Here is a 25900-nt window from a genome sequence, read left to right as displayed (position 1 = left end):
GTAGCCTATCTATTGAAAAAAACTGTTTGCCATGAATGAAAAAATCTACAATTTTTACTACCTGCTTGCGCTTTTTAAAACATGTCAACCTGACATTTTATTTCTGCAGCAACATTTCAGGACTCCCAACAAAACATTAAAAAAAATAATACTTCATCCGGAGTATGGGATTACCCCTCAGGTAATCTAGCCAATTCAATCAAAAAATAATACGATGCTTATGAGATCAGGAAACCTCTTCCCGGTTTGGTGCCTCATTATGTCCTTATCCGCCATGCTCACCGGCCTCCACTCCACGGCACAAGGCCCCCGTACGGTCAGGGGCCAGGTCCTTGACGCACAAAGTAACCCTATAACGGGCGCGTCTATCCAGGTTAAAGAAACCACGAATGCTACCAAGACAGATGGCGATGGGCGATTCTCCCTATCCCTTCCCGAAGGCAAACATATAATAAAGGTGACCTGCGTCGGCAAGACGAGCCAGGAGATCAACGCCATCAGCCGGCAGTTTCTTTCCATTGTGCTGAAGGACAGCACGGCCACCCTCGACGACATAGTGGTGGTGGGATATGGCAAGCAAAAAAAACAAAGCGTGGTAGGCGCCATATCCCAGGTCAGGGGCGAGGTGCTTGAAAGAACGGGCGGCGTGTCAAGCCTCGGCGCCACGCTGACAGGGAACCTGCCGGGCGTCATCACCGTCGCAACCCAGGGAACGCCTGGCGCCGAAGATCCCAAAATATACATCCGGGGTCTGAGCACCTGGAATAACAGCGACCCCCTCATCCTGGTAGACGGCATAGAACGTCCGATGAACAGCGTGGATGTTGGGTCGGTGGAGAGCGTATCCGTATTGAAAGACGCCTCTGCAACCGCCGTGTTCGGCGTCAAGGGCGCCAACGGCGTAATACTGATCACCACCAAGCGTGGCAGGGAAGGCAAAGCCGACATCCGCTTCACAGCCAACACTACCATGAAGGTCCCATCCAAGCTGGCCAGCAAGTTCGATTCATACGACGCCATCAGGATCCGCGATCTGGCCATCGAAAATGAGCTGGGCGTTTCCCCCGCCTCCTGGAACAGCTATGTGCCCTTTTCCGAGCTTAACAAATACAGGAACCCGGCCAACCAGGCGGAAGCAGAGCGTTACCCGAATGTTGACTGGCAGGATCAGCTGGTAAAGAAATACGCCATGTCCTACAACGCCAGCATGAACATTGCCGGCGGCAACTCGTTCGTCAAATACTTTTCGTCCATCGACTTCCTCCATGAGGGAGACATCATTAAGAAATTAAACAACGGGAAATCTTACCGTCCCGGTTACGGGTTCGACAGGATCAATGCCCGTACCAACCTGGATTTTAATCTGAGCAGATCCACCGTGCTGACGGCAAATTTAGCCGGTTCATATGGCGTCAGACAGGATGCCTGGGGACAGGATAGCTGGGAATATCGCATCTGGCAAAGTATTTATAACAATGCCCCGAACATATACTATCCGCAGTATTCGGACGGCGGCTGGGGATACTATCCGGCGGAACAGGTATCTACCATCAATTCTCTCGCGACCATGGGCAACAACGGTATCCGGAAGAACACCACCACCCGGATCACCACCGACTTTACCTTAAAGCAGGATCTCAGCGCCATCGTGAAAGGGCTGTCCGCAAAGGGAACGATCTCTTTCGACAACTCATTCCTCAGCCAGGGAGGTGTATACGATAATGGCAATATTCAGCAGGAATACATCGATCCCGTCACGGGCAACACGACCTATAGCCAATACCTGGGAACCAACCAGTTCAATTGGACAGCCGCACCCTGGACGACAAGGCCCGATGCAGTGCAGAACAACTCCACCTACAGGAAGCTGTTCTACCAGGTACAGGTGGATTATGCGAAAAAATTCGGCAGGCACGATGTGTCCATGATGGGATTATTCAGCCGCGACAGGTATGCCACGGGAAGTGAATTTGAACATTACCGGGAAGACTGGGTAAGCAGGGTCACCTACAACTACGCCCAAAAATATTTTGCCGAATTCAATGGCGCCTACAATGGCTCCGAAAAATTCGGCCCGAACTATCGTTTTGCCTTCTTTCCTTCGGCGGCAGCCGGCTGGACCATCAGCAACGAAAGTTTTATGAGGAACCTGGCGTTCATCAACGCGCTGAAGCTGCGGGGATCCTATGGAAAGGTGGGCAATGACAACATCGCCAGCCGCTGGCTCTATATGACCGCATGGACCTACGGCGGCAATGCTCCCCTCGGCGCATCGGCCGGGCAGAGCAGCCCCTACACGTGGTGGTCCGAGGCGCATAGCAGCGTGGGTAACCCTGACATCCATTGGGAGACGGTGACAAAGGCCGATGTCGGGTTGGATTATACTTTGTGGAATGGCCTGTTGTCCGGCAGCGTGGACGTATTCAGTGACTATCGCACGAATATCCTGCTGGATGGCCCCAGCCGGGCAGTGCCTTCCTATTTTGGCGTGCTGCCTGCCACTGCCAATGTGGGAAAGGTCCGCAACAAAGGCTATGAGCTGGAGCTGCGGATCAGCAAACCCTTGTCCAGGAACCTCCGCGTCTGGGCCAATTTCAGCATGACCCATGCCAGGGACAAGATCATTGAGGCCGATGACCCTCAATTGCTGGACGATTACCTGAAAAGAGCCGGCAAGCAGATCGGGCAGGCCTACTCATATGTCGGCGGCGGATACTATAACACCTGGGACCAGGTGTACGGCAGCACCCCGCTGAATACCTATGACAACCAAAAGCTCCCCGGCAATCTGAATATGATCGACTACAATGGCGACGGCGTCGTGGACAATAAGGATGTCGTGCCTGCGGGATATCCTGAACGCCCCCAGAACACCTACAACGCCACGGTAGGGGTAGAATGGAAAGGGTTCAGCGCCTTCGTCCAGTTCTATGCCGTAAGCAACGCCAATCGTTACCTGCAATTGCTCAGCTTCGGAGGACAGTATCATTACGACAATGTATATAAGCAGGGCGCTTATTGGTCGCCCACCAATACAAATGCCAGCATGCCCATCCCACGGTATGCCAGCGTGATGCCTTATTACGGGACCTCCTATCTGTATGATGGTTCCTACATCCGGCTGAAGAACGCGGAGCTCGCCTATACTTTCAAAATGCCCGGGTTGAAACGGGCCGGTATCAACTCCCTTAGGATCTATCTGAATGGGGACAACCTGCTCCTATGGACGAAAATGCCCGACGACCGCGAAGTAAGCATGGGCGCGGCCACCGCCTATCCTACCATCAGGCGTATCAACATGGGATGTAACATAACTTTTTAAAAAAAGCCATATGCAAAAGCATTCATATATTATTACCACTTGTTTTGTATTTATTGCTGCAACGGCGATGACGGGCTGCAAACGCTATTTGGATAGAGCCCCGGGGGCGGATGTCTCATCAACGGACGCCTTTGTAAATTTTACCAATTTTCAGGGCTTCACCGAAGAGCTGTATTCCTGCGTCCCGGAATTTACCAGCAAGACCTGGGCCTGCGACTGGTTACTGGGTGACGAGATCATTCATAAGACGGGCGTGACCTGGTTGAACGAACAGTTCGACAACGGCGACAGCTGGTCTTGGACCACAGGCGAATGGATCTCCTGGCTGGATGCCCCCACCTACAATTCAGATCCCGGCACTGGCTTTAGCAAGGGGCTGTGGCCCAACAGCTGGTACGGGATTCATAAAGCCAACCTGGGCCTCGCTAACCTGGATAAGCTCAATGCTACACAGGAAGAGAAGGACCTGGTCAAAGGACAATTGTTGTTCTTCCGCGCATGGTTCCATTTCGAGCTGATGACCTATTGGGGCGGACTGCCCTATATCGATACGGTCCTGTCTTCGGGAGGAAAGCTGCAGCTGCCTCGCCTGAGCTACCAGGAGATGGCGAATCATGTCGCCGACGACCTGCGGGCGGCAGCAGACCTTCTGCCGGTGGACTGGGACAACACGGATGCCGGCAAGGCGACCCTGGGGAAAAATCAGCTCCGGATCACAAAAGTGACGGCGCTGGGATACCTGGGTAAGAATTATTTATACGCCGGCAGTCCGCTGATGAACCGTTCCTCCACGGGCAATGCAAGCTTCGACGCCGGGTATTGCAAAAAGGCGGCCGATGCGTTTGCCGAGCTCCTGAAGCTGGTGGACAGCCACGCCACCTGGATAAAGCTGATTGACTTCGCACATTACAGCGATCTCTTCTACACCAACGGCGGTAATTTCATACCAGGCTATCCCGAGGCCGTCTTCCAGAATCCCGTGTACAGCTCCTGGTTCGCCGGCTGTCCCTGGGGGCCCAGCTCCATCTTCGGAGAAGGGAACATCGGCGGAGGATATGTGTCCCCGAACGCCAGGTTCGTGGAAAATTATGGCATGGCCAACGGTCTGCCCATCGACGACTCCGCCTCAGGCTTTGATCCCAATGATCCCTGGGCCAACCGCGATCCGCGTTTTTATCACGACATAGTCACCGATGGCAACCAGATCATCAAAGGGTCCGCCCCGGCAGATAAAGAGAAATACCGTTATGCGAATTTATCCATTGGCGGGTACAGCCGCGACAACACGTCCATAGGCCGCACGGGATACCTGTTGCGCAAGCTGACGCCTATGACGGCCAATAATATCGATGGCTTTCCCAACAATTACCTGCATTTGTCCTATATGCGCCTGGCGGACGTCTACCTGATGTACGCCGAGGCAGTATTGCAGGGCTATGGAAGCGCTACCAGCACCGGACCAAATTATTTGACTCCCGAGGCCGCAGTCAACAAGTTAAGAGATCGCTGCGGCGCCGGCCAGGTAGGGCCGCAATACGTGGCCGATAAGGACAGGTTCATGGGTGAGATCATTCGCGAACGTGCGATGGAACTGGGCTTTGAAGAAGAGATCCGCTATAACGACCTGCGCCGCTGGCTGCTGGCCGGCACGGTCAAATACCGGGAAAAGACCGCCATCGACTTCGACCGCGCCGCCGACGGCAAGCCGATCAATATAAAGGAAAGACTGCTCATTACCCGCAAGTTCGATGATAAGAATTACTGGCTGCCCCTGAAAATAAGTGATGTAAACCTCTATCCTTCATTCGGCCAGAATCCCGGCTATTGAGCGCAACACTATTTAAAGCCAAAAAAGGTAACAATGAAAAGCAATATATTATTGAAAATATTTTTAGGCGCGGCATGCGCAGGCCTCGGGCTGGGTGCCGCAGGACAGGCGCTTCCGGAGAAGGGGGCTACCAACCTGGGCAACGATTCTTCAGTACACGTGGCTTACAGGTCTGTAGGACGTAAAGACCTGGGCGGCGGCATATCTGTATTGAACCCTCCGTCCTACCTGGACAAACATTACGGCACCTATCCATTGGAAGGGTCGGACGCATTCATAGGGGGCGGGAACCTTTGGAACATCGGCGCTGCATTGGTACTGGTAGACGGCGAGCCCCGGTCCCTGAATGACATCACGGCCAACGAGATCGAACAGGTCTCCTTTCTCAAGGGCGCCAATGCCGCCGTACTATATGGCAGCCGCGCGGCCAACGGCGTGATCCTCATAACAACCAAGCGTGGAAGGGCGGGCATCCATGGCAGCAGCGTACGGGTGAACACAGGCGTCAACGTACCCAAATCTTATCCCAGGTACCTTGGGGCTGCCGGGTACATGTCCCATTATAACCAGGCTTCCCTGAATGACGGGCTGCCCGCCTTGTACGCCGACTCCACCATTCAGAAATATGCCGCTCATTCCAACCCCTATCGCTACCCGGACGTTGATTATTTCTCCTCGAAGTATTTACGCAAGCTGTACAATACCTGGTCCGCCAACGCGGAATTTACCAGTGGCACCGAACGTGCACGGTTTTATGCCCTGGCAGGCTTCCAAAGCCAGAATTCCTTGCTGAATTTCGGGGAAGGCAGGAACGAACGGAATACACGTTTGAATTTGCGGGGGAACATAGACCTGAAATTGAATGATTTCATCAGCACCTATGTCAATGTGTCCACGGTGTTTTCGACCAACCGGAGAGCCCTGGGCAATTACTGGCAAAGGGCGGACAGCCTGCAGCCGCAATGGTTTGCGCCGCTGATCCCCGTGGGACTGGTCGCAGGAAGCGCGCAGAATGCCCAGGCGCTGGTGAAAGGCGGTCGTAACATCATCGACGGCAGGTATCTCCTGGGGGGAACCCAGCAATATTTGACCAATCCCATCGCGGACGTATATGCGGGAGGGTATGATAATTTCACGAGCCGGCAATTCCAGTACACCAATGGGGTCGACGTAGACCTCAGGAACGTATTGAAAGGATTCTCTTTTCATAGCCAGCTGTCTGTCGACTATTCCAATATGTATGATGAGACCGTCAACAACACCTATGCGGTGTACGCTCCCTCCTGGAGCACGGGCGCCGGCGGCGACAGCATCACGCAATTGACCAAGTATAACAAAGACAGCAAACCCGGCATCCAGAACCTGGCTAATACCTGGAGCGATCAGCTGATAGACTTCAGCATGCATTTTGATTATGTCAATACCTTCCGCGAAAAGCATAACGTGTCCGCTATTTTAATGGCGGATGCGCTTCGGCGCCGCCACACCGGCGACTTCCAGTATCGCACCAATGCCAACCTGGGACTGCAGCTGGGTTACAATTATGATCATAAATATTACGCGGATTTCAGCGGAGCAGTGGTCAATTCCACCAAGCTCGCCCCCGGCAGGCGTGTAGGTTTCTCTCCTACGGCGAGCCTGGGCTGGCTGATAAGCGACGAAAGTTTTCTGAAGGGCGCCGGATGGCTCGACCGCCTGAAGCTGACCGCATCCGCCGGCATCGTCAACACCGAGCCCGATAGCAACAACTATTATTTATACAACGCCGTATATGCGCCAACCGCCTATTTTTCATGGGCCGACGGCACGTATACCAGCCAGGCTACCACTATCTCGCGTGGGGCGAACCCGGATCTGTCTTTCACCAAACGCAAGGAGATCAACCTCACCATCGACGCTTCTTTCTTTAATAAAAAGCTGGACCTGCTGGCTACGATGTTTTTTATTAAGAAAGATGGGATCCCGGTACAGGCCTATTCCCAATACCCAAGCTACTTTTTCACCGGCTATCCCCCCACCTCCTTTGTCCCCTTTACTAATTTTGAAGCCAACCGCTACCAGGGATTCGACTTCCAGCTGAACTTTCACCAGGATGCCGGCAATGTGAGGCTGACATTCGGCGTGGCCGGTACTTATGTGAGAACCAAAGCGCTCAAAAGGGACGAGCTGTATGCAGACGCATATCGCCGCCGGGCCGGAAAGCCCACTGATGCCATCTTCGGCTTGCAGAGCGAAGGATTATTTGCCGACCAGAATGACATAGATCAGCATCCCGGGCAAAAGTTTGGAACGGTGCGGCCCGGCGATATCAAATACAAAGACCAGAACAAAGATGGGGTGATTGACGAGCGTGATGAGGTCATGATTGGCCGCTGGAGCAGTCCCTTCACAGGCGGCCTGAACATCACCGCACAGTGGAAAGGGTTCTCCCTCTTTGTGCTGGGTACAGGCTCGTTTGGAGGCGCCGGTATCCGCAGCGGCAGTTATTATTGGATCTCCGGCACTGCTGCGAAATATTCCGAAGTGGTGCTCGGCGCCTGGACGGAAGCTACAAAGAACACGGCCACCTATCCCCGGTTGACTACTTCCGGCGGAGGCAATAATTTCCGGAACTCCGACTACTGGACGTACAGCACCAACCGCTTTAATATTTCCAAAGTGCAGCTGACCTATCAGCTGCCCAATAGTCTGCTGAAACATTCTTTCATTAAGGGAGCCAACGTGTATATCAGTGGTACAGACCTGCTGACCATAGCCCGTAACAGGGCCGTAATGGAATTGAATATTGGCTCCATGCCGCAGACTCGTTTCTATAATTTCGGTGTTAAAGGAGAATTTTAACGTCAACATCAATACAAACAGATGAAAAAGGAATTGATCTTTCTATTAGCCACAGCATTGACGCTCGGCGGGTGCAAAAAAATATTATCTCCGGCCGATGAGAACAACCGTGGACTAAGCAATATATACGATAATGCCGCATTTGCAGAGGGGATCCTGCTCAATGGATATGCCCGGCTCCCGACGGGAAGCTATTCGTTCAACGACGTCGCCACGGATGATGCCGTGTCGAACGATCCAAACAATAACTACCGGTTGATGGCCACAGGCAAATGGTCGTCCATCAGCAACCCGGTGGAGCAATGGACCGGCGCGTTTGCCGCCATACAATACCTCAATGTGATGCTGACCGAGGCGGATAAGGTAAATTGGGCTACGACGGGTCAATTCACGGACCAGATGTTCAATCACCGCATCAAGGGGGAAGCTTTTGGCCTGCGGGCTTTATTCATGTACTACCTGTTACAGGCGCATGGCGGATGGACGACGGACGGGAAATTGCTGGGAGTTCCTATCCTGACAAAGCCGCAGGACGGCCATTCGGATTTTAAAGTGCCGCGCAATACTTTCGACGAATGTGTGCAGCAGATCTATAAGGACCTGGATTCCGCGGAAAGCTATTTGCCGCTGGATTTCGAGAATATCAGCCTGGTCTCCGACATCCCGGCAAAATACGCCGGCAAGACGACGGTGGCGGACTACAATCGCGTATTTGGGGCGTACAACCGGCAACGCATGACAACCCGCATCGCCAAAGGTATTCGTGCCAGGGTATCGCTGCTGGCCGCCAGCCCGGCTTACAGCCAGGGAACAACTGTCGCATGGACAAAGGCGGCCGACGATGCGGCCACGGTCCTCGACCTGAAAGGCGGCCTGGCGGGGATCGCAGCCAACGGCGATTACTGGTATGCCAGCAAAAATGCCGGCGAGATAAACGCAGTGGCATCCGGGGTAAACCCCGGCGAAATTCTCTGGCGCGGGAATGTAGGTGACGGCAACAACCTGGAAAGGGACAATTATCCCCCGACGCTCTACGGCAATGGACGCGTCAATCCCACCCAAAACCTGGTCGATGCATTCCCGATGGCCAATGGATACCCCATCACGGACCCGGCCGGCGGATATGACGGCAGCAGCCCTTATACGGGCCGCGATCCCCGCCTCGCGCTCTACATCGTCGTCAATGGCAGTAAAGCAGGACCGTCCGGGTCGACCATCCTCACCCAGCCGGGCGCCACCAACGATGGTTTGAACACGATCTCCACCTCCACGCGCACCGGATATTATATGCGCAAGCTGCTGCGCGAGGACGTAAACCTCAATCCCGCAGCGACCAATACGCAAAGGCATTACGTACCCTACATCCGGTATACGGAATTGTTCCTGGCCTATGCAGAGGCCGCCAACGAAGCCTGGGGCCCTGATGGCAAGGGTAGTCACAGCTACTCGGCCCGTGATGTCATCGCTGCCATCCGGAAGAGGGCAGGCATCGCACAGCCGGACAATTACCTGGCTTCTATCAATTCCACAGAGGACTTGCGCGCGCTGATCCATAACGAACGGCGCCTGGAGCTTTGTTTCGAGGGCTTCCGCTTCTGGGATCTCAGGCGATGGAAAGAAAGCCTCACCGTCCCCGCGAAAGGGGTCACCATAGCCAATAACCAGTATACGGTAGACGCGGTAGAGAGCCGGCAGTATGCTGACTATATGTATTACGGCCCCCTGCCTTACAATGAGGTGCTGAAAGAGAATTTAACACAGAACAAAGGATGGTAATGTTGTTGATAACTAAAAAAAATACGTAATGAAAAACATAATATTCGCGTCGGGTATCATCCTGGCTATCTTTTCCTCCTGCTCGAACAAACACCTGACCTTTCCCGATTATAAATATACTACCGTATACTTTGCTTACCAGTCACCGGTGAGAACGCTGGTGCTGGGGGACGATAATTTTGACAATTCACTCGACAATCAGCATAAGTGCACCATCATGGCCACCATGGGCGGGGTATATCAGAATAGCAGGAACGTTTCCATCGGCGTGTCTGTCGATACCACCCTTTCCCAGGGCCTGAAATTCGACGGCGCCGGTAACGATGTCGTCACGATGCCGCCCGGCTACTACACGCTTCCCAAGGACATGAAGATCACCATCCCTTCGGGCAGCCTCATGGGTGGTTTGGAAGTACAGCTCACCGACGCATTTTTCGCGGATCCCCGGTCGGTAGCCAATACGTTCGTCATTCCCCTGCGCATGACCTCGGTTGTGAATGCGGATTCCATTCTCAGCGGGAAAAGCGACCTCACCTCCCCCGACCCCCGGATAGCGGGCAATTGGGCCACCCGGCCTAAGAATTATATCCTTTATGCGGTGAAATATATCAATCCCTGGCACGGAAATTATCTGAGGAGAGGGGCGGAGGTGCTGAAAGACGGGGGCGCCGACACGACGATCACCTATCACACGGCATTCGTAGAGACAGATCAGCTTTGCAGCACAAGCACCCTGTCCATGTCGATGAATTCCCTGCCGCTGAATGCAAAATCAAGGACCAACGTGAACATCCCCTTCCAACTGCTCCTCACGTTCGACAACAACGGAAAGTGCAGTATTGCCAACCCGGCATCCGCCGCTTACAGCATCACGGGCAACGGGGAGTTTGTAAAGCATGGAGATTCCTGGGGCAACCAGCAGCGGGACGTTTTGCACCTTAAATATACCGTCGATTTCGGAACGTCTACACACAGTTTTACGGACACCCTGGTCATGCGTGACCGCGGAGAAAAATTCGAGACCTTTACGCCGGTGGTAAAATAGCCGGAGAGGCTACTTCGGCGCGCAGCTGATCAGCCCCCTTACGCCGGACTGAAAGTCGCACCGGGAAAGTTCGTAGGTACTGAATACGCTGTCCCCCTCGACGATCTTTACGTTCCTGTCGATAGGGAGGTTCCGGAATACCTGCGTTTTCCCGGTGACAGGCCAGCTTATTTCCACCTGCTCGATGGTCGTAGCTGCCCCGATGCCGATGTGCTGACGCAAAGGGTTGGAGCCAAAGCTGCCGCCGGAGTTCACATCCCTGAAAACAGCCCGCTCCTTGCCATGCTCCCTGAACGTTAGTTTTATTCTGGCTCCGATGGCGGCCTTGTTGGACAAGGTACCCTGGAGCAGGAGATTGACCCAGTGATTATCAGGCTGGCCGGGGTTCAGATACAAAGCGTTTTCAAAAGCGTCACCCGTATAGGCGCCGCCCATTTTGATATAAATGTCTTCGTCGCCGTCATTGTCCAGGTCCGCAAAAGAGACGCCATGCCCCTTCTGCAGATTGCCTACCCGGGCGGATGTGGTGACGTCCAAAAAGCGTTCGCCGCCGATATTCTTGAATAATTTGTTCGGAACAGCCGACTTCAGCTGCGGATTGCCGGTGCCCAGGTAAAAATCCAGGTAGCCATCATTGTCGATATCGCCAAAATTGGCCCCCATCGCAAAGGCGGTGCTATTGAGCCCTGCCTTGGCGGACACCTCCTCGAAGGTCCCGTCATGCTTGTTCCTGAACAAAAAGACCTTTCCGGCATTGCCTATGGGCAACTGTATAGCCTCGGCCGCCGCATAATAAGAAAGGGATTGCGTAAACTCATACCCGCATACGAGTATGTCCAGCCAGCCATCATTGTCATAATCCCAAAACCAGGTGGGAAATGTACGGGTCATGTTATGGGTCAGTCCAGCCTGCTCGCTTACGTCCCTGAATTTTATGACGCCGTTCTTATCCGATTCGTTCCTCAGCAGGATTTTATTGCCATTCAGGGTGGAAAGAAAGATATCCGTGAGACCGTCGTTGTCGTAGTCGCCCGCGGTGACGCCCTTTACAAACAGCGTAATGGCGCAACCCGCCTTTGCCGCCATCTCGGTAAATGTCCCGTTCCTGTTATTGATAAACAATTGACAAGGGTGCGCCTCTTCATGAGGGGTCGTTTCATTTCCTATGAAGACATCCAGCCAGCCATCGTTGTTGAGATCCGCCCAGACGGCCGTCTGGGAAGGGTGGAAGGAGAGGAGTCCGCTTTCCTTCGTCACGTCCGTAAAAGTGCCATCCCCATTATTCCGCAACAGGGAATTGGGATTCTTCCCGAACTTCCCTTTCCAGCCCCCCCTTAATACGAAGATGTCCTTATAGCCATCATTATTATAATCGGTCTGCACGATGTTCAGCCCTCCCGTGAGATAGCCCAGACCGGAGGAGTCCGATACATCCGTAAAAGTCCCGTTGGCATTGTTCCGGTAGTAGCGCATCGGCTCCGTCAGGCTCCAGCTGCTGAGTACAATATCCGGATATCCGTCGTTATTGAAATCATCCACGATGCTCCCGCCGGCAATACATTTGTAGTTCAGACCCGGATTCATAGCTACATTTCTGAAGGGTTTCACCAGGTGCATGGTATCTTCATCCCTGACCTTCAGCAGGAATTGCGGTGGCACTTCCGACGGGTAGCCGCCCGTGCTCATGTAGGCGACGTTCAACAGCCACCTGGATTCAAGATCGCCGGGATTGTCCGCCAGTATCGCTTTATACAGTTCAATGGCTTTTTCTGCCCCTGCCTTATCCCGGTGCACGCCTCCTCCCGCAATAGGGAAGATGCAGGATTCCGCCGTATGGTTGTTGATGCAATTGGTCCTGTCGCCCATTCGTAGATAGGCAATGGCAAGATCCTTCATCACGGGCTGCCGTTGCTCGATATTCCCCAAAGATATCTTTGCCAGCAGGTCCTGGAAGATGTCGATGGCCTTTTGCTCTTCCCCCAATTGCATTAGCGCATTGGCTTTTTTGCTCAGCGCCTTTCTCCGCGCATCGTCATCGGAAGTGTTGCTCAATAGGGAGTCGCAGTACTCGATCATGGCTTCCGGCGAAAAAACATTCTCGTGGTTGTGGTCGTACCTGGCCGAAACCTTCAAAAGGTCGATCATCTCCTGGTTGGGCAGGTGTTTATCCTTGCAGGCGGCAAGGCTGATCAGCGCTAAAAATAACAGCGGACGATAGGACATACCATTATTTTTTTAATTTCGGAACATTGATGCGGAACGTCCGCAGACTGTCGTCATTGACTGCGGCGACAATTATTTTTTCTTTTTTCCCCAGACGGATCAGCGCCATATCCTTTACATCGCCTTTCAGGACGAATCCGCTCCTGGCCGGCGGTACGAAAGTGAATTGCTTTTCACGGCTGCCGCGGAGGAAGCAACCATAGGAGGCGTCATACCTCCCGGTGATAACGTCCGACTGGTAATCATTTCCTGCCAGCAGGAGATCACGGTATCCATCCTCGTCGATATCCTCGCAGATGATTGCATTGACGGGTGCGAACTGCGCTTCGACAGGCAGGATGTGTTTGATGAATTTTCCATTGCCCCTGTTCTCCAGCCAGCAGCTCCGGGTCTCGTCGCAATAGAAGCTTAATACATCGGCTTTCTTCTTTCCCGGGAAGATGTCCTCAAAGCCCGCTTTCGCATAATCTTCGTAAAGGAGGAACCTCTTTTTTACCGCAGGCACCTGCATGGCCAGCTGGCTCCTGCTAAAGGCAGGGTAGGAGCGTTTCACGCTGTCCACGTCCCTGATGTAGTAAAACAGGACGGGATCTATCCTGCCGTTGCCGTCAATGTCGGCTGCAAAAAGTTCCATCGGCGTGGTCGCGCTGACATGATAGTCGCAATTAAGGCCAAGATTGCCCGCCACGAGATCCAGGTCGCCGTCATTGTCGACATCCGCCGCAATAAGGCTCTTCCACATACCGTGCATATTGGTCAGGCCGGTGGCCTCCGTCGTTTCATGGAGGACGCCCCGGTCATTCACAAAGAACTGCACCGGCATCCATTCCCCGGCTACCACCAGGTCCATCTGTTTGTCATGATTGAAGTCCATCCACACGGCGGCTGTGATCATGCCGCCCTTTTCGAGCCCGGGACAGACTTTCGCCGTGACGTCGGTAAACACGCCTTTATCGTTCCTCAGGATAAAACTACGGGGGGACAGGGGATATTCTTTAGCCACCCGGCCTCCTATGAACAGGTCCAGGTCGCCGTCTCCGTCAAGATCTGCCGCGGTAACGCAGCCGGCAATAGTCCTGACATTATCCGGCAGGGCGTTTTTGCTGAGACTGAAATTCCCTTTTCCGTCATTGATATAGAGCCGGGGCTTGTAAAACACAGAGCCCTCCTCATATTGAATATCTCCGCCGGTGACCAGCAGGTCCAGGTCGCCGTCGCCATCGGCATCGAATAAGGTGCAGCCCATGTCTTCCTCCATCTTGATGCTGTCGACGAGGCTTTTCGACATAAAGGATTGATCTTTCCCCTGCGTAAAAAGCTTACCGGAAAAATTGAACGCCCCGCCGATAAAGAAGTCCATGGCGCCGTCACCATTGATATCTCCTGTGGTGATAAAAGGTCCCAACTGGGAATATTTGTGCGGCAGCAGCCGCTGAAGAGCAAAATCATTGAAGGGGTTCTCATGATGCCTGTACACGATGCCCGAAGAAGAAGTTACGTCGGAAAAAAGGGCCGGCGCATCGACAGGGGAAGCCGGTGGGACCTTGACGGCATTTTTCCATGACAAGGTCATAAAGGTGTCCGCGGGAATATTCCTTATCTCCTGCAGGTTGCTGTCAGGCCAGATAACTTTAATGGAGTCCACACGACGGCTCCGGCCCAACCCGAACAGCAGCTGCTGGTCCACGGATGAAAAGTAGCCGCGGACCGGGTTCTCTTCCTGCATTTGCATACGGCCGTCGCTGTACACGCAGACTTTCGCGCCGAAACCATGCGTGTTAAGGCTGTCGCCCGCCAGTCGCAGGCTTAGGAAATGCGCTTCCGGCACTTTCCCCTGCTGTACCGTATTATTGAGGAATACAAAAGCCTCTTTATCGATGTTGTTTACGACAAGGTCCAGGTCCCCGTCATTGTCCAGGTCCGCATAGGCGGCGCCATTGGACATGGAGGGTTCGTCGATACCGGCCCCGGCCGAGGCATCCGCAAAAGAATAATTACCCTGGTTGAGATAAAGGTAATTGGGAAGATTGACGTGATCCAGCTCCGCCAGTCTTTTCCGGATCAGGGCCTCCTGCTCCTGCCTGGTCTTGTTGCTGCCGAAGATCTTACTGCTGAACTCCAGGAAGTCGGCATTGATAAAATCCCTCCCGATGCCATTGGTGACATGGATATCTTTCCATCCATCGTTGTTAAAGTCCGCCATCAGGACACTCCAGCTCCAGTCCGTTGACTCGATGCCGGCCAGTTGTCCGATCTCACTAAAATAGGGAATGCTGGTGTCGCCCCCGTGAATACACCCGTTGTTTAGCTGAAGCATATTGCGCATGAACTCCGGCTCGTACCCCATATCCCGTTCAGCCTGGTACCTGTCATAGTTCATAAAAAAGAAGGACTCCTTTTTCCGCCGGTTGTATTCAGGCAGCATGTCCAGGGTAACGATGTCCGGCAGTCCGTCGTTGTTGATGTCCGCCGCGTCAGTACCCATGCTGGAATAAGACTGGTGCTGAAGCGATCTGCTGATGCAATTGGTAAAAGTACCGTTGCGGCAGTTCAGCCATAAGTCATCATTCGAGAGAAAGTCATTGGCCACATAAATGTCGGGCCAGCCATCGTTGTTGAAGTCGCTCACCGTAACGCCCAACCCATAGCCGTCTTCTTTGATGCCCGCCTGCAGCGTGACGTCCGTAAATACAGGATGGCCTTTTAGCTTTGAAGGGCCTTCATTTCGGTAAAGCCTGTCATTTGCCGCGGAGCTTCCGCTCCGGTTGCGGGGAATGATGGTATTGGTATAGTTTCCTATCAAATAGTTGACAAGGTACATGTCGAGGTCCCCATCCCTGTCATAGTCCAGGAAGACAGCCTGGGTGGAATAGCCGGAAAAGGCCAGCCCATATTCCTCCGCCTCTTCTTTAAAGGTGAGATCGTGTTGGTTGATAAATAACAGGTTCTTGGCAGGATGCGCCAGGTCTTTTCCCAGCACACAGATATAGATGTCGTCGTAGCCGTCATTGTTGATGTCGACGACGCTGACCCCCGTGGCCCATACTTTTGTTGTTACGCCTGCCCTTTCGGAGATATCCTCCCATTTGTTGCTGCCTTTGTTGACATACAGGCGGCAGCTGCCCTGGTTGGCGGTGAAGAAGATGTCTTTAAGCCCGTCATTATTGAAATCGCCGATACCGACGCCTCCGCCCATATACCCGAATTCGTTGATGAAGGAAGAGGAGGAGTCGCCGTCATTCAGATCATTGCGGAAATGGATGCCGGATGCATCCGGCTGCAGTTGCGTGAACAGGCTGTTCTTTGGTTGCTGACGGCACGCAGAGAAAAAAGTGACCGCTATGCACAGCAGCCACAGACGGGGATATGGACAAGCCGGAAATGACATAAGGACAAGTTACAGAAAAAAAAGAGGCTAACAGGTAGCCTCTTTTTAAACATGATTGAGATGATTATTTGATCATTGGGTTAGCCGATGTTTCACTGGCGGGGATGGGGAACAGGGCCACCTGTCCCGGCTTGGGATCAGGCCGCATGGAAGGATAGTATCCTTTGCCCCTCCATCTGAGCATATCGATGTTATTGACTTCCTCTCCGGCCATTTCCACCGCTTTTTCGTGCATGACTGCCTTGATGGCGTCATCGTGGTTGGCCAGTGTCACGTGCGGCATGTGTACGCTGGCGCGGTCACGCACCTCATTGATAAAGCCCGCTGCCGCGGCAGGCGTTCCAACTTCAGCCTCGCATTCCGCCAGCATGAGCAGCGCCTCTGCGTAGCGCATAATGCGCTGGTTGAGGCCGTCGGGGTGAAAGTCGTCGTTGTTCCAGTCCAGTATGGAATATTTGCGGTATATCCTTTTCATCGCCACGCCGTTATGCTTGCTGGTGGCCACATTCAGTTTGTCATCCGTCAGCGCCAGACCGGGATCCGTACCGTTAAACGTCAGGATCTTATCCCCGGACTCGTAAAAAGTAAACTTGTACCTGGGATCACCCGCTTCGAATTCGTCGAGTATCGCATCGGACGGGATCACGTTACCCCATACCTTGCCGTACTCCTGGCTCCGCATGATGCTGCCATCGGCCGTAGCGCCCTCTCCATTATAGCCCCAGTTGAAATTGTTGTCGCCCTTGTCGACGAAGACCACTTCCAGGATGGATTCCGGGTTGAATTCATGGCCGGAGCTTTTTAAAGCATCCCCCGCCTTGACATCGCCGTCGAAGTTATCCAGGTAATTGTCGGTAAGTTGATACTTGTTATATAATTGCATGAGCGCTGTTTTTGCGCCCGCATAGTCGCCTTTCTGCATCAGTACCTTTCCCAGCAGGAAATTAGCGGCATCCTTTGTGGCGCGACCATCCTTGGAATGGATGTCGGGCAGCTTGGCGACAGCATCGGTGAGATCACTGATGATCAAAGTATATACGTCCGCAGCCGGTGATTTGCCCTTGTAGCCAGTGGCCGTAGTCACGGGCTCTGTATAAATGGGAACATCCCCCCACATGGTCACCAGCTCGAAATAGGCCCATGCCCGGAGGAATTTGGCTTCACCGATGATGACATCCCTTGCCGCGGGATCATCCTTTACGTCGGTGCCTTTTGTAATGACCACGTTGGTCCTGTTGATGATCTGGTAGGAGCCGGTCCAGACACTGGTCATGACGGAATTGGATGGGGCCGGAGCAGCCTGCTTCAACAGCTCGGCCCTCGGCGCCTCCAGCTGCGATCCTCCCGCCCAGGTTTCGCCGCCCCGCATGTCATGGGTGAAGAACCATTCGCGTCCGACGAGGTTCGCGCTGCGCAGTGTAGAGTAGGCGGCATTCACGCCGTTACGCAGTTCCCCTGCTGTCTTGAAATAGCTGTCGATCGTGGGATTATTCTGATCAAAGACATTCAATCGCTTGTTACAGGCAATTACAGCGGCTGTGCCGATGATAACTCCCGATATTATTATTATGATATTACGCCTCATATTATTTTGCTTTACAAATTTGCTGGGATTTTTTTAAAAATTCGCCTGGATGCCTACCTGGTAGGCCTTTGGCTGAGGATAGACGGCAGCGTCGATGCCATTGGTCAGTTGTGATGTATTCACGGTCCTGTTGCCCACCTCAGGGTCATAGCCTGTATATTTGGTGACGGTGAATACATTTTGTGCCGACACATAGATCCTGAATCCCCTAACAATTCCTTTTGTAAGGGCCTGCAAGGACTTTTCCGGAATAGTATAGCCCACCATCACATTTTTCAGGCGCAGATAGGAGCCATCCTCCAGGAACCTGGTAGAGGGCCTCGCATTCTGGTTGGGGTCGGCGTTTGCGGCGCGGGGAACATTGGTATTAGTATGACCCGGCCTCCACGCATCCAGCACTTTCGTGCTGGAATTGAAGAAGCGCACCATGCCTTCGGAGATCGTACGGGTGGCATTATAGATCTTATTGCCCTGTACGCCCTGGAAGAATACCGACGCATCGAAATTATGATAGTTCGCTCCCAGGTTGAAAGAATAAGTGAATTTGGGAATGAAGCTGCCAAGGTACGTGCGGTCATCATTGTTGATGATACCATCTGCTTTCACATCTTTGAATTTAAGATCTCCGGGGCTGGTGCCAACGCCGTTGACAAGGGGCACCTGCGTCGCATGTTTGCTTATTTCTGCCGTATCCTGGAAGATCCCTTCTACTTGCCAGCCGTAGAACGACTGAATGGGATGACCGACTGCCGTATTGGTGACATTGTAGCCCTCACTAAGATCCGCATCGGAGCCCGCTTCGATATTGGTGACCCCTGGAGCCAGTCTCGTCACGTTGTTCTTGATAATGGTAATGTTGCCGCTGGCGTTCCATTTGAACTCGCCATTTCTCTTATTGTAGCCCACCTGCAGCTCGAAGCCATTATTAGTCATACTTGCTACGTTGACGGGTACGGTGCTTGTCACATAGCCCATCGAGGGAGGAAGAGGAACGGCCAGGATCAGGTTGTCCGTTTTACGCCGGAAATACTCGGCGGACAGCGTGATCGCATTGTTCAATAATCCCAGGTCCACGCCGAAGTTCAGAGACTTGGTGGTCTCCCATTCCAGGTCCGGGTTAGCCAGCGCCGGGATCGAAGACGCAGGACCGTTGTTGAATGAATTGCCGAAAGGATAGTAGGCGCTGTTGGAACTCACCGTGGCCTGCCAGGGTGTCCACCCTATCAGGAATCCATCCAGGCCAGTGACACCGTAACCGCCTCTCACTTTCAGCTCGGATACGGTCGATTGAGCCTGCATAAACGTTTCCTGGTCTATGCGCCAGCCGGCGCTGACGGAGGGAAACACCTTCCATTTCTTTCCGGGCGCCCAGACAGAAAGACCGTCCCGGCGAATGGCGCCGTTCAACAGATACTTGCCTTTATAGTCGTAGTTCAGACGGCCTACATACGATATCAGGCTGCCGTCGTATTTCAACGTTTGAACGGAGACATTCTGCGCGTTGTTCAGGGTCTTGAGGTTGTTCGACGCCTGGTAGCCGCTGGCATTTTCATTCCTGAGTCTTTTCCACAGATATTCGTATACGGCAACGGCGTTGATGTGATGGTCGCCAAAGGACTTGTCGAATGTCAGCTGCTGGGTGTACACCTTTACGGTAGAAACGCTGCGGTTATTCGTGATGGTAGCCAGTATGGCGCTGGAGCCGTTGATGGAGCCGCTGTCATTGAAGATGGGGGAGAAGCGGTAGTCCAGTCCATTCGCATAGTCGATGCCGAAAGTACTGCGGTATTTCAGCCATTTGGTAAAGTTTACTTCCCCGTAGGCTGTACCCAGCACCTTTAAGGTGTTCCGGCTGCCGGGGTTCTTTACCTTCGCGTCTTCGACGGGATTAGTGGGGTCCCCGCCATCCAGCACGGAGTTTACGCCTCTGAACCCATCCGTGGTAGTAGGGTCGTAGACAGGCATGTGGGGCATCATCCGGATGACATTGATCAGGTTGGTCCTGGATCCTGCCTCATTATTATCATATGCCTGTTCGCCGGAGGCGAGGTACAGGTTCTCTCCAAAGCTGAATACCTTACTGATGGTATGCTCCGAATTAAGCCGGAAGTTATAGCGTTTGTAGGCCACGGTAGGAGCGATCCCCGTCTGGTCGAAGTAACCTGCGGAAGCGTAAAAACGGGATACTTCGTTGCCGCCGCTGAGACCGATGTTATGCTGCGTCATCACGCCGCTCTTGAAATATTCGTCCTGCCAGTCGGTATTGGTCTGGCCATAGGTCTTCGTCGCGCCCTGGTAGATAGGCGTGTTGACCCAGGGGTCCATCAGCCGCTGGATATTGCTGCCCCTGTAATTTTTCGCATACTCCTGGAATTGCGTCGTGTTCAGCAGGTCCAGCCTTTTTGTTACATTCTGCGTGCCGACATAAGAATCCAGACTGACACGCAGCTTGCCGCTCCGGTTGCCTTTCTTGGTAGTGATCATGATGACGCCGTTGGTGGCCCGGGAGCCATAAATGGCGGCCGCAGAAGCGTCTTTGAGAACATCCACTGTCTCGATGTCCCTGGTATCGATGGTGGACAGATCTCCTGTGGGAAGCCCATCTATTACATACAAAGGGGTCGAGGCATACGATATGGAGCTGATACCCCTGATGCGGACGAGGGGGTCAGTGCCGGGACTACCGTTGTTGGTCACCTGGACGCCGGCCACCCTCCCCTGCAAGGCCTGCGCTACGCTGGCGACGGGCAGCTCCCGCACCGTCTTGCTGTTCACGCTCGAAATGGCCCCGGTCACCGAGGCCCGCTTTTGGGTACCGTATCCAATGACGATGACCTCTTCAACGGCGGCACTCTTTGGTTGCAGCTGTAAAGCGATCTCGCCGGTGTTGGGCCCCACCTTCACGGTGGCCGGCTGGAATCCCACCATCGAGAATTCCAATACGTCACCAACGCTGGCAGTGATGGTGAACTCTCCTGATGCATTCGTGGAAGTGCCCCGCGTAGTACCTTTTATAAGAACGGATGCTCCGCTCAATGGGGCGCCGCTGACATCCGAAAGCCGCCCTTTGACAGGCGCCTGCGCGAACAGGCCGGATGAAAAGAACAACAATGCCAACAGCAATAAGGGACCTTTCGCGATACGCGAATTAGCGGTTTGGGAATTTCTCATGAGCAAACAATTAATGATTAAAGTAAGTTTTTGGTAAACTAAATCGTATGGTGAAATTAAGGAAAAAAGTTTCAACCGATTGCATAAAAAATTTCAATTTCCTAATTTTTGAGTGTGGAAAATATGTTATATGTAAGAAAAAGAATCTGTTATCTATTAATAATCAAATATAATAGCATTTTTGTTTTTCACTTATAACGAGCTAAAACTTGCAAAAAAATGCAACGGATGTAGAAAAAGGAGGGATTTTGCCGGAGGGCGCCCCTGTTTTATTACGTGTCAGAATGACATTTGCTAATTATTTTCGGCCCTGCCCCCCCATCTGGCCGAACTACCCCTTAAATCAGCCTCCCTGAAAAGAAACAGCCGGCAATGACACTTTTTTATCACCTTCTGCTCAAATCGTCTCATTCTTGCCCAAAATAGCCGCAGCCGAAATATATTTTGAGGTTAAAGGGCTAAATTGGCTCAGCCAGCAAAACCCGAATGCATGCCAGAAAAGAAAAGAGTTGCCGTCTACGACCTTGCCAGCAGGAAATCAAAAACCGTGGGGGTCATCGTTCCCAAGCTCGATAGCCATTTCATCACCACAGCGCTGAAAGGCATCCAGGAAATAACCACGGAAAGTGGCTACGATATCATTATTACGCATTCTCAGGAAAATATGGAAAAAGAAGCAGCGAATGTACGACTGCTGTCCGACCGCAGCGTAGACGGGGTGCTCGCCTCGCTCTCTGTAGAGACAAAAGGAACAGCCCATTTTTCCCCCCTCACGGACAAAGGGACTCCAGTGGTCTTTTTCGATCGTGTCGAGGACGCGTGCAGCAGCGGCACCGTAGTCATAGACAACGCCAGGTGCGGATACCTGGCGACAGAACATCTCATCAGGCAGGGTTGCAGGCGCATCGCCATCATCACCTCGGACCTGAAAAGAGATGTGTACAAACAGCGGTACAAGGGTTTCCGGGAAGCCCTGGATAGCTATGGTATAGCTTTTTCACAAGAGCTCCTCCTCCTGCCCGAAGGCGACTCCGACACCGGGACGGACGCGGCCCAAAAAGTACTGCACATGAAGCCCCTGCCCGACGGGCTGTTCATTACCAACGATCTGACAGCCGCCATATGCATGCATACGCTGAACGAGGCCGGCATCCGTGTGCCGGAAGACATAGCCATCGTTGGGTTCAATAATGACCCCGTCGGAAGACTGATCACACCCGCACTTACTACCATAGACTATCCCGGCTTCGAGATCGGGAAGACGGCGGCTTCTACCTTGCTGGCGCATCTGTCCGGGAGGAAGACCGTTACAGAGCGGACAACCGCCATTGTGCCCTCGTCCTTGATCATCCGGAATTCCTCCTTAAGAAGCCAGGCCAGCTAAGCATTCTATTCAAAAGCAACTTTAATGTCCATTCGTACAACACTGTTTCTGCTCGCATCATGGTTGATATCCGGAATGAGCGCCAACGCCCAGGATAAGAATTTTTATATCTTCCTTTGTTTTGGCCAGTCCAATATGGACGGCGCCGCACGGCCCGGGCCGCAGGACACCACCGTTGGCGCCCGCTTTCAGGTACTCCAGGCAGTCGACTGCCCCGACCTGGGAAGAAAAAAAGGGGAATGGTACGCGGCCAGGCCGCCCCTATGCCGTTGCCGCTCCGGCCTGTCTCCCGCAGATTACTTCGGTAGGACATTGGTCGATCATCTGCCTCCGGGTGTCAGGGTGGGGGTCATCAATGTGTCCGTGCCCGGATGTAAGATTGAATTGTTCGACAAGGATCATTATAAACCATTCGCCGCCTCAGCGCCGGACTGGATGAAGAATATGATCGCAGAGTATGGCGGCAACCCTTACGCCCGGCTGCTGGAAATGGCACAGCGCGCGCAAAAAGCCGGCGTGATCAAAGGTATCCTGCTGCACCAGGGAGAGTCGAATACCAACGACACCCTCTGGCCGGCAAAGGTCAGGGTGGTGTACGACAACTTGCTGAAAGACCTCCGCCTGGACGCGAAAGAGGTGCCGTTGCTGGCCGGCGAACTGGTGAATGCAGACCAGGGCGGCGTCTGCGCCAGCATGAATAAGATCATTGCGCAGCTGCCTGCGACCATCCCTACGGCACATGTCATTTCATCGGCCGGCTGCCCGGATGGTCCCGACAACCTCCATTTCAACGCGGCAGGATACAGGATGCTGGGTCGTCGGTACGGCCGGGAGATGCTCTCGCTGCTGGGATATCAGCTCGCGGAAGCGCCGCCGGAGCCCCAGCTGCAGATCTGCGACTCGGGGTATTTTGAAAAGGCCGGCGTGAATGTAATGGTCTTCAGCAGTCAGTACAACGGGATGTTCTACGATGAGAAAACAGCCGGCATCGAGATCGTCCACCATGGCGTGCGCACCTCGACAGGCGGGGCCGTGAGATTGCAGCAAACGCCGGAACAGTGGGACCTCATCCCCGTCCTGGAAAGCCGCAAGGTGGACAAGGAACACAACGCCATCCAGGCTGTCCTGAAGTATAAGGAATACAATTTCACTTCGAGGCTCGAAGTGTTGGCAAAGGATAAAGGCGTTGAGATCAACGTCTATCTCGATCAGCCCTTGCCGGAAAAATTGGTGGGCAATGCCGGGTTCAACCTCGAATTCCTGCCGTCCGCCTATTTTGAGAAAACTTATCTCACGGACGGAAAACCAGGTAATTTCCCATTGTATCCCTCCAGCAATACCCGGATTGAATCTGACGATAAAAAGATCCCGCAGTTTGCCGGACACAATACCTTCGACGACAGGGGGCGCCATGAATTTATCATCCCTTCGCCCCTGGCCACCGGCCGCGACATCATCCTGGCGCCGGAAGATCCTGAACGAAAGGTGCTGATCCGTAGCGCCGATGCCGACCTGATGCTCCTGGATGGACGCAACCTGGGCCAGAACGGCTGGTTCATTGTTCGCAGCCTCCTGCCGGCAGGCAGGACGGGAAAAGTATTGTCCTGGTACCTGGAGCCCAATGCCATTCCTGGCTGGAAACGTAAGCCGGTGATCGCCTTCTCCCAGGTCGGCTACAGGCCGGAGCAGGACAAGTCGGCAGTGATCGAGCTGGATAAGGATGATGCTCCGCTGAAAGAAGCAGTGCTGTACCAGGTCATGGAAGACGGCAGTCAAATAGAGAAATTAAGAGGGCCCCTCCAGTCCTGGGGCAGGTATCTGCGATACAACTACCAGATCTTCGATTTCAGCGCTGTTAAAGACCCGGGTGTCTATTTTTTACAATACGGCAGCGAAAAGACGAACGCCTTTCGTATCAACCCCGACGTATATGCCGATATCTGGCATCCCACACTGGACATTTGGTTCCCGGTGCAGATGGATCACATGCAGGTCAACGAAGCTTACCGGGTCTGGCACGGCGCGCCCTTCCTGGATGACGCCCTGCAGGCGCCGGTGGATCATCAGCATTTCGACGGCTACAGCATGGGCCCTTCCACGCAGACGAAGTACAAGCCCCTGCAGCGCATACCCGGCATGGCCGTCGGCGGCTGGTTCGACGCCGGCGATTTCGACATCCAGACGGGATCTCACTGCGATGCCGTCCTGGCGCTGGTAGACGCCTGGGAAAAGTTCAAGCCTGGCCGTGACGAAACGTTCGTCGATTACCCCACCCGGTACGTCGATATTCATCGGCCGGACGGGAAGCCCGATATATTGCAGCAGATCAGGCACGGCGTGCTGAACATGGTCGCCCAGGTGAAGAACATCGGCCACCCGGTGAGAGGGATCGTCGTTCCCAACCTGCATCAATATCATCATTTGGGCGATGCATCCACCGAGACGGACAATCTGCCCTATAATCCTCGCCTCAAACCATTTCAGTCGGATGGTAAGTCCAGCGGCACCATGGATGACAGGTGGGCCTTCACGGAAAGGACGGTGTTCCTGGATTATTACACCGCCGCCGCATTGGCCGCCGCCAGCCGCGCGCTGAAGGGCTTCGATGATACCCTGGCAGCCCAGAGCCTGTACTATGCACGGAAACTCTGGAACGAAGATGACAGCCTCAGCCGGCGGGATACGTCCCGTTTTTCCGTCATGTTCAGACGAAACCTGAAGTCGTCGGCGGCGCTGCAGCTGTACATGACGACAAAAGAAGAAGCTTTCGCAAAGGAGTTCAGGGATGGCATCTGGCAGGCGCTGGACCGGAGCGTGCAGTTCGGCATGCTCACCGCCCTGCAGGCCTGCAGCGTCATGGATGAAGATTACCGGAACAAGCTACGCACCTATGTGACCCGGTTCAAAGAGATGAGTGACGGCTACACCCGGCAAAACCCCTATGGCGTGCCGATGGCCGCCGGCGGCTGGGGCGGCAATGGGGGCATCGTCAACTGGGCGATCACCTGCTATTACGCTCATCAACTCTTTCCGGATATCATGGGTTCAGCATATGTCTATCGCGGTCTCAACTATCTCTTCGGCTGCCACCCTTACTCCAATATATCCTTTGTCTCCTCCGTGGGAACCCGCTCGAAGAAGATCACGTATGGCAACAACCGGGCTGACTTCAGCTATATCGCAGGCGGCGTTGTCCCGGGGATCCTGATCCTGAAGCCCGACTTCCCCGAGAATAAGGAAGACTGGCCGTTCTTCTGGGGCGAGAATGAGGTGACAGTGGGTATTTGTGCAAATTATATTCTTTTGTCCACTGCCGTGGGCGCACTCCAATAAACAT

At 53.6% G+C, this 25900-nt stretch carries 11 protein-coding genes; 7 read left to right on the top strand and 4 right to left on the bottom strand.

Annotated elements, in window-relative coordinates:
• Positions 1-220 precede the first annotated feature (220 nt).
• From Q4E93_RS07005 to Q4E93_RS06985, 5 genes are read left to right on the top strand one after another with little or no spacing between them, the layout of a single operon-like run.
• Complete coding sequence (locus Q4E93_RS07005) at positions 221-3322, top strand: SusC/RagA family TonB-linked outer membrane protein (protein ID WP_303583751.1); 3102 nt, start codon at positions 221-223, stop codon at positions 3320-3322.
• Positions 3323-3332: 10 nt separating this feature from the next.
• Positions 3333-5150 carry a RagB/SusD family nutrient uptake outer membrane protein gene (locus Q4E93_RS07000; RefSeq protein ID WP_303583749.1) on the top strand — a complete coding sequence of 606 codons (1818 nt, stop codon included), beginning with the start codon at positions 3333-3335 and terminating at the stop codon, positions 5148-5150.
• A 33-nt stretch (positions 5151-5183) separates the two neighbouring features.
• Entirely contained in the window at positions 5184-7991 is a 2808-nt protein-coding gene (locus Q4E93_RS06995; protein ID WP_303583747.1) for a SusC/RagA family TonB-linked outer membrane protein, read from the top strand.
• A 21-nt stretch (positions 7992-8012) separates the two neighbouring features.
• Complete coding sequence (locus Q4E93_RS06990) at positions 8013-9767, top strand: RagB/SusD family nutrient uptake outer membrane protein (protein WP_303583745.1); 1755 nt, start codon at positions 8013-8015, stop codon at positions 9765-9767.
• A 28-nt stretch (positions 9768-9795) separates the two neighbouring features.
• Positions 9796-10812 (top strand): DUF5627 domain-containing protein, encoded by a 1017-nt coding sequence (locus Q4E93_RS06985; protein ID WP_303583743.1) that lies wholly within the window; start codon positions 9796-9798, stop codon positions 10810-10812.
• Between the two features lie 9 nt (positions 10813-10821).
• Here Q4E93_RS06985 and Q4E93_RS06980 read toward each other — a convergent pair whose 3' ends face one another.
• The 4 genes from Q4E93_RS06980 to Q4E93_RS06965 form a co-directional block, all read right to left on the bottom strand.
• Positions 10822-13035, bottom strand: a complete 2214-nt coding sequence (locus tag Q4E93_RS06980; RefSeq protein WP_303583741.1) for a CRTAC1 family protein — start codon at positions 13033-13035, stop codon at positions 10822-10824.
• 4 nt (positions 13036-13039) lie between these two features.
• Positions 13040-16423: a VCBS repeat-containing protein gene (locus Q4E93_RS06975; protein ID WP_303583739.1), complete on the bottom strand. Its 3384-nt coding sequence runs from the start codon at positions 16421-16423 to the stop codon at positions 13040-13042.
• 64 nt (positions 16424-16487) lie between these two features.
• Positions 16488-18008 carry a RagB/SusD family nutrient uptake outer membrane protein gene (locus tag Q4E93_RS06970; protein ID WP_303583737.1) on the bottom strand — a complete coding sequence of 507 codons (1521 nt, stop codon included), beginning with the start codon at positions 18006-18008 and terminating at the stop codon, positions 16488-16490.
• A gap of 33 nt (positions 18009-18041) precedes the next feature.
• Positions 18042-21179: a SusC/RagA family TonB-linked outer membrane protein gene (locus tag Q4E93_RS06965; protein ID WP_303583735.1), complete on the bottom strand. Its 3138-nt coding sequence runs from the start codon at positions 21177-21179 to the stop codon at positions 18042-18044.
• Between the two features lie 490 nt (positions 21180-21669).
• Between Q4E93_RS06965 and Q4E93_RS06960 the strand changes: the two genes are divergently transcribed.
• Positions 21670-22563 carry a LacI family DNA-binding transcriptional regulator gene (locus Q4E93_RS06960; RefSeq protein ID WP_303583733.1) on the top strand — a complete coding sequence of 298 codons (894 nt, stop codon included), beginning with the start codon at positions 21670-21672 and terminating at the stop codon, positions 22561-22563.
• Positions 22564-22587: 24 nt separating this feature from the next.
• Positions 22588-25896, top strand: a complete 3309-nt coding sequence (locus Q4E93_RS06955; RefSeq protein WP_303583732.1) for a sialate O-acetylesterase — start codon at positions 22588-22590, stop codon at positions 25894-25896.
• Positions 25897-25900 lie beyond the last annotated feature (4 nt).

This window comes from Flavitalea plasmicola, assembly GCF_030546645.1.
Classification (GTDB): domain Bacteria; phylum Bacteroidota; class Bacteroidia; order Chitinophagales; family Chitinophagaceae; genus Puia.
Note: the sequence above shows the minus strand (reverse complement) of the source record. Positions and strands in the feature narration are given on the sequence as shown.

Excerpts from the sequence above, each read along its gene's own strand:
- Q4E93_RS07005 (WP_303583751.1), top strand. The coding sequence starts at position 221 with ATGAGATCAGGAAACCTCTTCCCGGTTTGGTGCCTCATTATGTCCTTA.
- Q4E93_RS07000 (WP_303583749.1), top strand. The coding sequence starts at position 3,333 with ATGCAAAAGCATTCATATATTATTACCACTTGTTTTGTATTTATTGCT.
- Q4E93_RS06995 (WP_303583747.1), top strand. The coding sequence starts at position 5,184 with ATGAAAAGCAATATATTATTGAAAATATTTTTAGGCGCGGCATGCGCA.
- Q4E93_RS06990 (WP_303583745.1), top strand. The coding sequence starts at position 8,013 with ATGAAAAAGGAATTGATCTTTCTATTAGCCACAGCATTGACGCTCGGC.
- Q4E93_RS06985 (WP_303583743.1), top strand. The coding sequence starts at position 9,796 with ATGAAAAACATAATATTCGCGTCGGGTATCATCCTGGCTATCTTTTCC.
- Q4E93_RS06980 (WP_303583741.1), bottom strand. The coding sequence starts at position 13,035 with ATGTCCTATCGTCCGCTGTTATTTTTAGCGCTGATCAGCCTTGCCGCC.
- Q4E93_RS06975 (WP_303583739.1), bottom strand. The coding sequence starts at position 16,423 with ATGTCATTTCCGGCTTGTCCATATCCCCGTCTGTGGCTGCTGTGCATA.
- Q4E93_RS06970 (WP_303583737.1), bottom strand. The coding sequence starts at position 18,008 with ATGAGGCGTAATATCATAATAATAATATCGGGAGTTATCATCGGCACA.
- Q4E93_RS06965 (WP_303583735.1), bottom strand. The coding sequence starts at position 21,179 with ATGAGAAATTCCCAAACCGCTAATTCGCGTATCGCGAAAGGTCCCTTA.
- Q4E93_RS06960 (WP_303583733.1), top strand. The coding sequence starts at position 21,670 with ATGCCAGAAAAGAAAAGAGTTGCCGTCTACGACCTTGCCAGCAGGAAA.
- Q4E93_RS06955 (WP_303583732.1), top strand. The coding sequence starts at position 22,588 with ATGTCCATTCGTACAACACTGTTTCTGCTCGCATCATGGTTGATATCC.